The sequence below is a fragment of the Clostridium chromiireducens genome, from assembly GCF_002029255.1.
In the GTDB taxonomy this organism is placed as follows: domain Bacteria; phylum Bacillota; class Clostridia; order Clostridiales; family Clostridiaceae; genus Clostridium; species Clostridium chromiireducens.
Genome location: NZ_MZGT01000028.1, coordinates 1 through 12,900, shown reverse-complemented (window position 1 = coordinate 12,900; position 12,900 = coordinate 1). Strand labels below are relative to the sequence as shown.

The window sequence follows — 12,900 nt, the reverse complement described above, 5'->3', positions numbered from 1 at the left end:
CATAATATATAATACTTACATTAAGGTATCACTATATTTAAGTATTGAAAATAAGTTGCTTTACAAAGATTGGTATAATATAATTTTAATAGAAATATAACCATAGCAGGTGATTATAATGGCAAGAAAAAGAAATGAAAATTCATTAGCGGAAAATAGAAAAGCAAGACATGATTATTTTGTAGAAGAAGCAATGGAGGCTGGATTAGTTCTAGTTGGAACTGAAGTAAAGTCAATAAGAAATGGGAGAGTCAATCTTAAGGATTGCTATGCCGATATATATAATGGTGAAATATTTATAAAAAATATGCATATTTCTCCTTATGAACAAGGAAATATATTTAACGTAGATCCATTAAGAGAAAGAAAGTTACTCCTTCACAGAGATCAAATAAGAAGACTTGATGGTTTAGTATCTCAAGACGGATATACGTTAGTACCATTATCATTATATTTAAAAGAGGGTAAAGTTAAGGTTGCACTTGGGGTATGCAGAGGTAAGAAGAATTATGATAAAAGAGACTCTATGCTAGAAAAAGCTCATAAGAGAGATATGGATAGGGCGATAAAAGAAAGAAGTAAATATTAATAAATTAAGCTACCAAAAATATAGATGAAATATTTTTGGTAGCTTTTTAATTAGTCTAAATTTAATAATATTATATAATTTATTTTTAATGAAAATTCAAATTTGATAAATAATAAACATATAGTATTACAAAATTCAATGGTATATAATTTGACTTCAGGTAATATATGTAAAATGAGTTGTAATTAGGGGAGGGTAATTGTTTTGAAAAAAATATTTAAAATTAAAAAGATTGTATCAATTTTGACAAGTTTATTTTTCGCAATCACTTTATTCACTGGGGTCTCCGTAAAAGGTTATGCAACAGAAAATGATAAAACTTTTGATGTTGTTGAAATAACTGATTTTCATGGAGCATTAAATGACGCATCAGGAAAGCCTGTTGCAGGAGTCTTAGCAGATAGAATAAATAAAATAAAAACTTCTAATCCAGATAGAACTCTAATTTTAGGCGGTGGAGATTTATATCAGGGATCTGCAATTTCAAATATTATGAAAGGGGTTCCAGTTCAAGAAGTTATGTCAAAAATAGGTCTGGAAGTGACAACTCTTGGAAATCATGAATTTGATTGGGGACTAGATACACTTTTAAATGAAACTATGAAGGGAGCATCATACTCAATAATTTGTAGCAATCTTTATGGTAAGTCAACAGGAAAAAGGATATTTGATCCTTATAAAATCGTTACTAAGGATGGAATAAAGATTGCAGTAATAGGAGGAATAACTCCAGAAACATCAACAATTGTATCACCTAAGTATGTGAAAGATTATGAATTTAAAGATTTAGCAAATGAAGTTAATTCCATAGCAGGAGAATTGAAGCAGAATAATTCTGCAGACATAATATTAGCATTAATACATGAAGGAGATAACGGAGATAATGCAACTGGAGCTATATTTAATATAGCAGACAAACTTAAAAATATAGATGCGGTATTTGGTGGCCACAGCCATACTAAAACTTCAGCAATTGCTAAAGTCACAAATATTCCAGTTTTTATTGGAAATTCTGCAGGTAAAGGATTTATAGATGCTAAGTTTAAGATAACTGGTGATAAAAAAGTGAAGTTTGATACGCCAACAATAGAATCTTCTTATATAGCATTGGATAATGATAAGGGATATAAAGCCGAAAATCCAGAAACGGATAGATATATTAATGAGATGGTGGATAATGCTAATAATGAAATAAAATCAACTACTAATGAGGTTATCGGGTACAATAATGAAAAAGAACTTACAAGAAAAATAAATATTTCTCCATATGGTTCATCGGTCTTGGGAAATTGGGCTACAGATGTCACAAGAAATGCAGTTAACGCAGATGTAGGAATTCAAAATAATGGAGGGCTAAGAATAGATATACCACAAGGTGATATGACAGTAGGTACTATGTGGCAATTTATGCCTTTTGATAACACCATTTACAAACTAAGTATGACAAAAGCTCAATTAAAAGAAGCTTTAGAACAAGGAGTTGCAGATAATAGCAAGGGAATGCAAGTATCAGGAATTAAGTTTACCTATAACTCAAATCTTCCATCTGGAGAAAGAATTAAGGATATAACAAGAGAAGATGGAAGCGCAATTAAGGATTCTGAAAACTTATCTGTAGCATTGCCGGACTTTGTTGCTCAGGGTGGAGATTCATTTACAGCATTTAAAAAATATGGTGGATTAAATGTAGCTAATGATACTCATATTTTAGTAAGAGATGCATTTATTGATTGGTGCAAAGATAATAAAGATAAGAATGGCAAAAATACAATTCCTAACAAGGAAATAGAAAGAATGATAAACTTATCGAGTTCAATAATATTATTAGCAACAACTGATGTACATGGAACAGTATTAGATTATGATTACGCAATGGGAAAGGCAACGGAGAAAGGTCAAGGGCTAGCAAGAGTCTCAACATATGTTAAAAATGTTAGACAAAATAATAAAAATGTTATATTAATTGACAATGGAGATACTATCCAAGGAACGCCTTTATCGTATTATTATGATGTAATGGATAAAAATTTAGAGTATCCTATGGCGAAAGTAATGGGGGCTATGAAATATGATTCATGGACTTTAGGTAACCATGAATTCAATTATGGTTTAGAGGTATTAAATAGAGTTATTAAGGATTACCAAAGTGAAGGAATATCAGTTCTTGCTGCTAATGTATATAAAGGAGATAATTCAAATTTTGTTCAACCTTATATTATAAAAAGCTTCAATGTAAATGGTAAAGAAGTTAAGCTTGCAGTAATAGGTTTAGAAAATAAATGTGTACCAAGTTGGGAAGACAAATCGCACTATGAAGGGCTTGAGTTTAATGATCTTGTAGATGAAGCAAAAAAATGGGTTAAAGAGGTTAAGGCTAAAGGGGCAGATATTGTTGTAGTTTCAGCTCATAGTGGGGAAGAAACAGAAGCAGATGTTTTGTCAGAAAATCAGATTAACGAAATTGCAACGCAAGTAAGCGGAATTGATGCAATTGTTGCAGGTCATACTCATCTAAAAGTCAATGACTTAACTAAGAAAAATCCAGAAGGAAAAGTCGTGCCAATAGTGGAATCAACAAAAGGAGCAACAGGGATTGCTCAATTTGAAATGAATATTGATTCAAATGGAAAACTTTCAGGGATTTCAACTAAGAATGTTGTTATTGATAAGAATATAGGAGAGGATTCTGAGATAGTAACTCTAATTAAACCATATCAAGATGCAACTTTGAAGTATGTAGATACAAAAATAGGAACTTCAAGTGGAGAGTTCACTGGGCAAGGACAAACAAATCAGCCTACAGCAATTATGGAGCTAATTAATAAGGTTCAAAAAGAATCTGCTGGAACTAAGATTTCAATTGCTGCACCTTTAAGTTCATCAGCATTCATACCAAAAGGCGATATTACAATAAAAGATATGATGGCGGTTTATACATTTGAGAATTTCTTATATGGTATAAAGATGAATGGTAAGCAGCTTAAAGATTGGATGGAGTGTTCTGTTAGATATTATGCTCAAACTAATAGCAGTAATCAAGTAGTTGCTAAGGACTCGGCATTAAACATTCCAGATTATAATTTAGATCAACTATATGGAGCAACCTATGATATAGATTTAACAGAGCCTTCATGTATAGTGGATAAAACAACTGGAAGAGTAATTTCTGGAAATAGAATAAAAAATTTAAAAGTAAATGATGTGGCAGTAAAAGATAGTGATGAATTTACTGTTGCCATAAACAATTATAGATATAATGGTGGCGGCGGTTTTATGAAAGCAGCTGGATTGAGTAATACTGATGCAAGTATTGTAAATTATGATTCGGGTAAAGTTCTTGGAGATGACGGTCAAGTGAGAAGCTTGATGACAAATTATATTAAAGAACATGGACAAATATCTCCACAATACTCAAATAACTGGAATATTACAACAAATGGTTCTACTCAGAAAAAAGCAGCATAATTATCTTATTGATAATAAAACTATAATATTATTTTAAAATTTATATGTAAATATTAAAAAGTTCTTGCAATATGTTAATCTACTATATATAATGATAGTAATCCGAGCATAATACTTTGGATTAAATGGATTCAATGGTTATTATTTAGAGATTGACAAATGAAAAAAAAATTTATATAATCATTTCAGTAACTAAATTAAATAATCTGATATCTTATCAAGAGTGGTGGAGGGACTGGCCCTGAGAAACCCGGCAACCTAAATATTGTATAAAAGTCGATATTTATATGGTGCTAATTCCAGCAGCATTAGCTGATAGATGAGAGGATAAATTTGAATGGTGTTTTATGCGCTAGAGATTTATTCTCTGGCGCTTTTGTTTTGAGGTATTAATTAAATAATCTGAAAAGTTACTTAAATTACTACCTTAGTTATCCGGAAACTAACAAAACAAAGTCAAAGGAGGAAAATGTGTTTTGATAGAAATTAGAAATGTAGTCAAGAATTTTGGGGAAACACAAGTTATAAAAGACGTATCAATAAGTATTAAAGAGGGCGAAATTTATGGAATAATAGGGCATAGTGGGGCAGGAAAATCGACATTACTTAGATGCATAAATGGACTTGAAACTTATGATGGAGGATCAGTAAAAGTAATGGGGAAAGAGGTTTCTTCATTAGCAGGGACTAGCCTTAGAGAATTTAGAAAAGATTTGGGGATGATTTTTCAAAATTTCAACCTTATGCAAAGAAAGAATGTTTTTGATAATGTAGCACTTCCACTTGAAGTGTGGGGATATAGTAAAAATGAAATTCAAAACAAAGTATTAAGATTATTAGATTTAGTTGGATTAAAAGATAAAAAATTAAGCAAACCATCAGAACTTAGTGGTGGTCAGAAGCAAAGAGTAGCAATAGCAAGAGCATTAGCACTAGATCCTAAAGTATTGCTTTGTGATGAAGCAACGTCAGCATTAGATCCTAAAATTACAAAAGATATTTTAGCGTTACTTTCTAAAATTAATAAAGAATTGGGAATAACAATAGTAATAGTTACTCATCAAATGGAAGTAATAAAAGAAGTATGCGAAAAGGTTGCGTTAATTGATGGAGGAAAGATAGAGGCTGAAGGAAAATCAGAGGACCTGTTCTTAAAACCAGGAAAATCTTTAAGAAAATTCTTAGGTGAAGAAGATGAAAATGGAATATTGCCAGAAGATGGAGTTAATATTAAGTTGTTCTTCCCAAGTGATTCTTCTGAAAATGCTCTTATTACAAAAATGGCTAGGGATTTAGAAATAGATTTTTCTATAGTTTGGGGAAAACTTGAAAAATTTAGAAGTGAAATATTAGGTGGGCTTGTAATAAATATTAAAGAGGAAGATAAAGATAAGGTTATAAAATATCTTGAAAATAAAGATATTTTATTGGAGGTGATTGAATAATGAATGAGGTAATAGTAAAAGCTTTAATAGAGACATTAGAAATGGTTTTTGCGTCAACTATTGGTTCACTTATTTTAGGATTTATACCTGCAATAATATTAACAGTTACTGCGAAGGATGGATTAAAACCAAATAAAGTTATTTATACTATTCTAGATTTAATTATTAATGTATTAAGAAGTTTTCCGGTTATTATATTGATGGTAGCAATTATACCTTTAACTAGATTCATTGCTGGTAAATCTATAGGTACAGAAGCGGCGATAGTTCCACTTACAATTGCAGCAGCTCCTTTTGTAGCAAGAATTATAGAATCATCATTAAGAGAAGTTGATAAGGGAATAATTGAAGCGGCAAAATCTTTTGGAGCATCAAATACTCAGATTATATTTAAGGTTATGCTTAAAGAGGCCATTCCTTCAATAGCATCAGGGATCACGCTTACAATAATAAGTATTGTTGGATATTCTGCTATGGCAGGAACCATTGGAGGAGGAGGTCTTGGTCAAGTAGCTATAAGTTATGGATACCAAAGATTCCAAACAGATTATATGGTAGTAACATGTATTGTTTTAATTATAGTAGTACAAGGACTACAAGTTCTAGGAAATTATTTTTACAATAAATTATCAAAATAGGGGGAAAAAATATGAAAAAGAAATCAATTTTATCAGTAGTTTTAGCAGGAGTAGTAGCATTTGGATTAGTAGGATGTGGGGGCACAGCTACTTCAGGAAGTAAAGATTCAAAAAATGATAAGGTAATAAAAATTGGTGTAACACCAAAACCACATAAAGAAATAGTGGATATAGCTAAGCCGTTACTTGAAAAAGAAGGGTATACTGTAGAAATAACAGAATTTAATGATTATGTTCAACCAAATACTGCAGTATCTGAAGGATCATTAGATGCAAACTTCTTCCAACACATGCCTTATTTAAAAGAACAAAATGAATCAAAAGGCTTTAAGTTAGTATCTGTAGGTGCTGTACATTTAGAACCAATGGGATTATATTCTCATAAGGTTAAGAGTTTAGATGAACTTAAGAGCGGGGCAACAATTGCTGTTCCTAATGATCCATCAAATGAAGCTAGAGCACTAAAGTTATTAGCAGGAAAAGGATTAATAAAAATTAAAGATGGTGAATTAGTTACACCAAAGGATATCACAGAAAATCCTAAAAACTTAAAGTTCAATGAATTAGAAGCAGCAGCAGTTCCAAGAGCTATAGATGATGTTGATGCAGCTGTAATAAACGGAAATTATGCAATTGAAGCTAAATTCAATCCAGCAAATGATGCAATTATTATTGAAGATAAAAATTCAGAAGCTGCTAAGCCTTATGCAAACATAGTTGTTGTAAAAGAAGGTAACGAAAATCAAGAAAAAATTAAAGCTTTAGTAAAGGCAATGACTTCACCAGAAGTTAAGGCATTTATAGAAAAAGAATACAATGGATCAGTAATTCCAGTATTCTAAGATAGAATAGTAATAGCTACTTAAATTGCCTAGAGATATTCTATAAATAGAGAGAGCATACATGTTGTGTAGAATTAGGATAATTCCGAATATGCAAACATATATGCCTCTCTTTTTTAGTGTGATAATATTAATAATATCCTCAAAGCCTGCCTTTAATAATTGATTGGAATATTGTATACTTTTAAGTATGTTTAGGAAAAATTAACCTAAAATTAATAAAGAGATTATTAAAGGGGGATGATGTATGGATATATCGGGGGTTAAGGTTAAACTATTAGGGAGTGATATATTAAGTATCATAAATGAATTTATTAAGATTGAAGGCCTGAGTATAAAAAATGTATCTATAGATGATGGAATAATATTGGAAGGAAACTTAAAAAAGGGATTAAACATAGAATTTTTTGTTAAGATTCAATTAATAGAATGTATAAATAATAAAATCGTTGCTAGAATAGTTAAAGTGAAGATTCTAAACTTAGGTATGTTTAGGATATTAAGAAGTTTTGCATTAAATCAACTATCTAAAATGTTTAAAAAATATGGAATAAGCAATGATAAAGATAAAGTAATAATTGATATAAATACAATACTTAAGGATATATCCTTTGTTGATTTAAATATAAATGAAATATATATGAAAAAATCAGAAGTATGGGTAGAAGCTAGTAGCATTAGAATTTCATTAGCGGGAAATTTAATAAAGAGTATTGAAACGAAAGAAACTTTAGAAAATGAAGAAGAAAACCTATCAGAATTAGAAAGTGTTAATAAAGTGCATGATAATTATTCAGAGGGAAGAAAGATCTTAGAGAATAAGTTGCCGGAAAAATCTAAAAAGTATAAAGAGTATATTTTTATGTTACCTGATATAGCTTCTTTAGTTTATAGGTTACTTAAGGATAAAAGAGTACCTATAAAAACCAAACTGGTTATGTCAATAGCAATTACATATATTACAGTACCAATCAATATAATACCCAATAATATACCTTTTATAGGAGTAATTGATGATGTAGGAGTTGCATTTTTTGCAGTGAATAAAATTATTAAAGATGTTCCATTACCAATAATTGTGGAGAATTGGCAGGGAGAAAATGATTTACTTTTGGTATTAAAAAAAGGAATTGAGTATTTAATTAATTTCACAGGGGCAAAGAATGTTGAAAAGTTATATGGAGTGATAGAGGATTTATCGACTTTATAAAATAAGAGTTTATATTTTATAGAATAAAAAAGTGAAATGCAGTTAAAGGAGAAAGTATAAAATTTATGGCAAAGAAAATTTATGCAATACAATCGGGATTTGATTTTAATAATAATAGAAGTATAGAAAATATTATGGTAGATACATGGGCAGAGTGCTTGACTTATGTAAAAGGTGTTAAAGGTGCTAAATATAAGAGTTTTGAAAGTATAGATGAGGCTAAAGCTTACTTAAATGAGGGTAACAGAATGTTAAAGAAAAGTGATGAGAAATATCCTAAGGACTGTATTCATGCTTATGTTGATGGTAGTTATAATTCTTCTGATGGAAGATACTCTTATGGCGTAGTTTGTGTTAACAACAATGTGGTAGAGTATATAGAGAGTAATGCTGAGAAAAATTTATCAGGAGGAAGAGACATAAGACAAATAGCAGGTGAATTAAAGGGTGCTGTTAAAGCTGTTGAGTATGCTATAGAGAATGGACAAAAAAAGATTGTTGTATTTCATGATTATGAAGGCATAGCTCATCATGCAACTGGAGCATGGGGGAGAAAAGAAGAGTCATCTATTGAGTATTATAATAAGATGCAGGAGCTAATGAAATCTGGAATTGAAATTATTTTTGTAAAAGTTGACAGTCATACTGGGGATTTATTTAATGAGCTTGTAGATGAAAAATGTAAAGAATGTTTAGGAATAAATTCGGATAAAGTTATCGAAAAATGGTTAAGTAAAAATACAATAAGGGTTTCTAATAATGATGTGAAATCTAAAATTTTAAGTTTAGCACCTAATTTTGCTGAGAATATAATTTTAAGCGATGAAAATTCTGACGCTAGCATAAATAATACAGTAATTAAAGAACATGAACTTACTAATACTATTAAGTTTGAGGAGATTATAAGTTTATATAGAAGCAACTATAAAGAGGGCAAAAAAATTATCTCCAAATTATTAAGTAAAGAAAAAGAAGAGTTTATTTTATACTTGTTAGATAATATAAATTAGAATAAATAGAAAAAATTAACTTGGATAACTTTTTAATTAATACATAACCTATTTGTATAAAATTAAATAAATATTAAAGAGGTGTTATTGATTATGGAAAGATTTTCAAAGGGAATGGTAGCAGGAATTTTAGTAGGAGTAGCTGTTGAAATGGCTATGATGCCACACTATAACAGAAGGACTCAAAGAACAATGAAAAGAGCTGGAAGAAGAATGAAAGATGTGGCTGAGTCTACTTATCATGGAATTCAAGATTGGATGAGATAATGATTTGAGTCGCCTATAAAAATATCAACATAAATGATATTATTTTAAATAAAAAGGTATGAGTAAATTTCATGCCTTTTTATTTTTGTTTATTTTCTTTATAATTTTATCCATAAAAATGGATAATAAAATTAAATTATATAATATTTGGGGTAGATTTATATTTTTATGCAGTTTTTTATGAATTTATGTTATAATTAAGAAAATTATATTAAATGAATTAAATAATTTGTTGAATAGAAAAGGATTGAAAAGATGGAAATTCTATCATTAGGAGAAAAAATAAAAAGAAGAAGAAAGCAACTAAATATGACCTTAAAGGATTTGGCTAGAGACAGAATAACTCCGGGACAAATAAGTTTAGTTGAATCGGGACGTTCAAATCCATCAGTAGATTTGTTAGAATATTTAGCAGAGGCATTAAACACAACTGTCGAATATTTGATGGAATCAGAGGAAAGTCAAGCAGAAAAAATAAGTCTTTATTATGAGCAGGTAGGAGAATCGTGTATCTTTCAGGGAGATTATGAAAAAGGTCAAAGATATATAGATAATGCATTATATTATTGTGACAAATATAACCTAGAATATAGAAAAGCAATGATATATTTCATAACAGCGAAATCATATATGTATAAAAAAGATTTCCCTATGGCTCAAAAGTTTTTTTTATCAGCCAACGTAATCTTCGTAAAGAATACCAATCATGAACAAATAATAAAAACTTTTCTAAATTTAGCCAACATAGCTTTGGAATTGAAGGCGTATCATTCTTCAAGCAGCTACTTAAAACAAGCTGAAAAAGTTTATTTAGATAATAAAATTGTAGATGAATTTTTAATGGGTGAGATTCATTATAATATGGCTAGAACATATTATGATATTGAAGAATTGGATTTAGCACTACAGTACTCGTATTCAGCTAAAAAAAGATTTGAACAGATATATAATGATGAAGATTATGCGAAAAATCTATTCTCTCTTGCCGAAGATTTTAATAAAAAAGGTGATTTATTAAATGCTATAAAATACTCAAAGAAAACATTAGAAGTTTATAAAAAGATACAATATAACAGGAGCATAGTTAATATAGAGCATAATTTAGGTAAGTTATTCTATGAATTGGGGGATTTAGATGAATCACTCAAGCATTATGAGATATCTAAGAATGTTAGTGTACAAAATCGTGTTGGGTGTTTAAATGATATATTACTTGATATTTGTAAAAATTATTTAAAACTAAAAAATACTGAACAGTGTGGTAAAATACTAAAAAATATTGAAAATAGTATTGGCGAAAACGATATTGATAGAAGAATTGAATGTAAACTTATTAAATATACAATGTTTAATATTGATGATAAGTTAGAACAAGCCGAAAGTGTATTAATTGATACATATGTACTAGCCAAGAATAGTGGAAGACTAATAAAAGCAGCAGAATTAGCCATGAGGGTTGGAAAATATTTCATGGATAAAAAGGAAGAGGAAGAAGCTTCTTATTATTTGAATCAAGGAATAAAGTTATATAACAAGGCAGAAAATTTTAAAAACTAAAAAATGAGTAAATGGGTGATATATTTGGAAATACTGTCTATAGGTGAAAAGATAAAAAGGGCTAGAATATTCAAAGGCATTACATTAAAAGAACTATGTGAAAATAAAATATCAATAGCGAAGATGAGTTGCATAGAAAATGGAAAAATTAAAGCAGATAAAGAATTATTAAAATTTATATCAGAAAAGATTGAAATTGATTTAGACTATTTGGTAGAAGATGTTTACGAGCAGATATTGAATAATCTAAAGATGATTAAAAAAAATATTTCATGTGATAAAGAGTCTGAAAATAAGTTAAAAGATAATTTGAGTTACGCACTTAAGTATAAATACTATGATTTAGCTTTCGAATTGATACACATCTTATTTTCTTATTATGTGGAAGAGAATAAGGCTGAAAATATCCAATTGATAGTTTCTCAGTATTATGACCTCTACCAAAGAAATAATAATGAAGAAAATACAGTTATATATTTTAAAGATATGGCTAGGTATCTTTCTCAGAATGGAGAATACATAGAAGCTATTTCTTACTATAGTAAGTTAAGAGAAATGTTCCAACAAAAAAAGGATGGCTTTGATGGTATAGAATATTGTTTAGTAGGTTATAATGAGGCGTTATGTTATCAGAATATAAGAAAATCAGAAGAAGCTTATAGTATATTATCAGAAATCATAGGTTATGTTGAGAATCTTAAAACTGATGAAAGTAAAGGTAAAATATATCATATCTATGCAGCTGTATGTATTAAACTAAATAAGGATAGTGTTGATGAATATAAAAATAAAGCTTTTGAATATCAAAAGTATAATCCTATTTCGTTAGCGTTATCACATGGAAACTATGGAAAATATTATTTTGAAATAGGAGAGAAAGATAAAGCAATTGCAGAAATACAAGAAGGAATAAAAATATTTCCTACAGATAATATAGAAAAAAACGTAGAATTTTTAAATTATTGCACTAAAATACTTATCGATAATTTAGAATATGAAATATCTTATAAAATTACAGAGGAAGCATTAAATTTAGCAATTATTACAGATAATATAAAACTAATTGAAAAGTCATATTACTTAAAAGGAGTAATTCTCCAAAGAATGAATAGATATGCCGAAGCGGAGAAATATATGAATTTATCATTAGATTCTTTGTTCAAATTTGGAACGAGAGATGAAAGGAAAAATAGATATATAGATATGGGCAAGTTGTATTATGAGCTTGGATCTACAGCAGATTCATTAAAGTATTTTAATTTAGCTTTAGCTGTAGATAAGAAAATATAATATTTTTTGACATCCGAAGATAAAAAGGTAGGAGGACGCTTTATTATAAAGAATCCTCCTACCTTTTTGTTGTAAAATAGCTAATAAATTATATAGATACATGGTAACTATATAGATACATGGTAACTATATATAAAACTTATTCAACTTTTAGGAAATAATCTAACAAATCTTCGATGTTAATTACACCCACAATTCTTTCGTCTTCAACCACAGGCATAGCAATGATATCATTTTCTCTCAAACGCTTTGAAACTGCAATTATCTCTTCATCAGGTTGCGCGAGTATTACTGATTTAGACATAACCCATTCAACAGGGCAACTAACATAGTGACCTGGATGTACCATAAATCTATATATGTCGGCTTTAACTACCATTCCGACAAGTTTCTCTTTGTTATCTACTACTGGCATACCATTAACATTTAGTTTGTCCATTAAATCTAAAGCTTGATTTATAGTATCGTTTACATTTATGGTATGAAAATTTGGTTTTATAATAGAACTTATTTTCATTATTATCACCTCTTTTAAAAATTTAGTATTCCTAAATCATTAATTAATATATGACTAGATATGTATGTAG

General features: G+C 29.2%; 11 protein-coding genes and 1 riboswitch. Of the genes, 10 read left to right on the top strand and 1 reads right to left on the bottom strand.

Translation table 11 applies throughout. The annotated features are described in order from the left end of the window. Window positions 1-118: 118 nt before the first annotated feature. The 10 genes from smpB (at window position 119) to CLCHR_RS11455 (ending at window position 12,313) form a co-directional block, all read left to right on the top strand. On the top strand, window positions 119-589 hold the full coding sequence (gene smpB, locus CLCHR_RS11495) for an SsrA-binding protein SmpB (protein WP_079439947.1): 471 nt from the start codon (window positions 119-121) through the stop codon (window positions 587-589). A 204-nt stretch (window positions 590-793) separates the two neighbouring features. Then, window positions 794-4,054 carry a bifunctional metallophosphatase/5'-nucleotidase gene (locus CLCHR_RS11490; protein WP_079439946.1) on the top strand — a complete coding sequence of 1,087 codons (3,261 nt, stop codon included), beginning with the start codon at window positions 794-796 and terminating at the stop codon, window positions 4,052-4,054. 211 nt (window positions 4,055-4,265) lie between these two features. Further along, window positions 4,266-4,380, top strand: a riboswitch (SAM riboswitch). 150 nt (window positions 4,381-4,530) lie between these two features. Continuing rightward, window positions 4,531-5,499: a methionine ABC transporter ATP-binding protein gene (locus tag CLCHR_RS11485; protein WP_079439945.1), complete on the top strand. Its 969-nt coding sequence runs from the start codon at window positions 4,531-4,533 to the stop codon at window positions 5,497-5,499. Beyond that, window positions 5,499-6,137: a methionine ABC transporter permease gene (locus CLCHR_RS11480; protein ID WP_079439944.1), complete on the top strand. Its 639-nt coding sequence runs from the start codon at window positions 5,499-5,501 to the stop codon at window positions 6,135-6,137. Before CLCHR_RS11485 ends, CLCHR_RS11480 begins: the two co-directional genes overlap by 1 nt. A gap of 11 nt (window positions 6,138-6,148) precedes the next feature. Beyond that, window positions 6,149-6,979, top strand: a complete 831-nt coding sequence (locus CLCHR_RS11475) for a MetQ/NlpA family ABC transporter substrate-binding protein (protein ID WP_079439943.1) — start codon at window positions 6,149-6,151, stop codon at window positions 6,977-6,979. 247 nt (window positions 6,980-7,226) lie between these two features. Further along, window positions 7,227-8,189, top strand: coding sequence for a YkvA family protein (locus CLCHR_RS11470; protein WP_079439942.1), 963 nt, complete (start codon window positions 7,227-7,229; stop codon window positions 8,187-8,189). 65 nt (window positions 8,190-8,254) lie between these two features. Beyond that, the gene (locus CLCHR_RS11465) at window positions 8,255-9,199 is read left to right on the top strand and encodes a ribonuclease H1 domain-containing protein (protein WP_079439941.1); all 945 of its coding nucleotides are present in this window, start codon (window positions 8,255-8,257) and stop codon (window positions 9,197-9,199) included. Between the two features lie 93 nt (window positions 9,200-9,292). Then, the gene (locus CLCHR_RS24440) at window positions 9,293-9,466 is read left to right on the top strand and encodes a YtxH domain-containing protein (protein WP_119368104.1); all 174 of its coding nucleotides are present in this window, start codon (window positions 9,293-9,295) and stop codon (window positions 9,464-9,466) included. A gap of 255 nt (window positions 9,467-9,721) precedes the next feature. Continuing rightward, the gene (locus CLCHR_RS11460) at window positions 9,722-11,023 is read left to right on the top strand and encodes a helix-turn-helix transcriptional regulator (RefSeq protein ID WP_079439940.1); all 1,302 of its coding nucleotides are present in this window, start codon (window positions 9,722-9,724) and stop codon (window positions 11,021-11,023) included. A 24-nt stretch (window positions 11,024-11,047) separates the two neighbouring features. After that, window positions 11,048-12,313 carry a helix-turn-helix transcriptional regulator gene (locus CLCHR_RS11455; protein WP_079439939.1) on the top strand — a complete coding sequence of 422 codons (1,266 nt, stop codon included), beginning with the start codon at window positions 11,048-11,050 and terminating at the stop codon, window positions 12,311-12,313. Window positions 12,314-12,452: 139 nt separating this feature from the next. Here CLCHR_RS11455 and CLCHR_RS11450 read toward each other — a convergent pair whose 3' ends face one another. After that, window positions 12,453-12,830: a CBS domain-containing protein gene (locus CLCHR_RS11450; RefSeq protein ID WP_079439938.1), complete on the bottom strand. Its 378-nt coding sequence runs from the start codon at window positions 12,828-12,830 to the stop codon at window positions 12,453-12,455. Window positions 12,831-12,900: the final 70 nt, after the last annotated feature.

What these genes read in the sequence shown, in the direction of transcription:
- CLCHR_RS11465 (WP_079439941.1), top strand. Translation starts at nt 8,255, where the DNA reads ATGGCAAAGAAAATTTATGCAATACAATCGGGATTTGATTTTAATAAT.
- CLCHR_RS11460 (WP_079439940.1), top strand. Translation starts at nt 9,722, where the DNA reads ATGGAAATTCTATCATTAGGAGAAAAAATAAAAAGAAGAAGAAAGCAA.
- CLCHR_RS11475 (WP_079439943.1), top strand. Translation starts at nt 6,149, where the DNA reads ATGAAAAAGAAATCAATTTTATCAGTAGTTTTAGCAGGAGTAGTAGCA.
- CLCHR_RS11480 (WP_079439944.1), top strand. Translation starts at nt 5,499, where the DNA reads ATGAATGAGGTAATAGTAAAAGCTTTAATAGAGACATTAGAAATGGTT.
- CLCHR_RS24440 (WP_119368104.1), top strand. Translation starts at nt 9,293, where the DNA reads ATGGAAAGATTTTCAAAGGGAATGGTAGCAGGAATTTTAGTAGGAGTA.
- smpB (WP_079439947.1), top strand. Translation starts at nt 119, where the DNA reads ATGGCAAGAAAAAGAAATGAAAATTCATTAGCGGAAAATAGAAAAGCA.
- CLCHR_RS11470 (WP_079439942.1), top strand. Translation starts at nt 7,227, where the DNA reads ATGGATATATCGGGGGTTAAGGTTAAACTATTAGGGAGTGATATATTA.
- CLCHR_RS11450 (WP_079439938.1), bottom strand. Translation starts at nt 12,830, where the DNA reads ATGAAAATAAGTTCTATTATAAAACCAAATTTTCATACCATAAATGTA.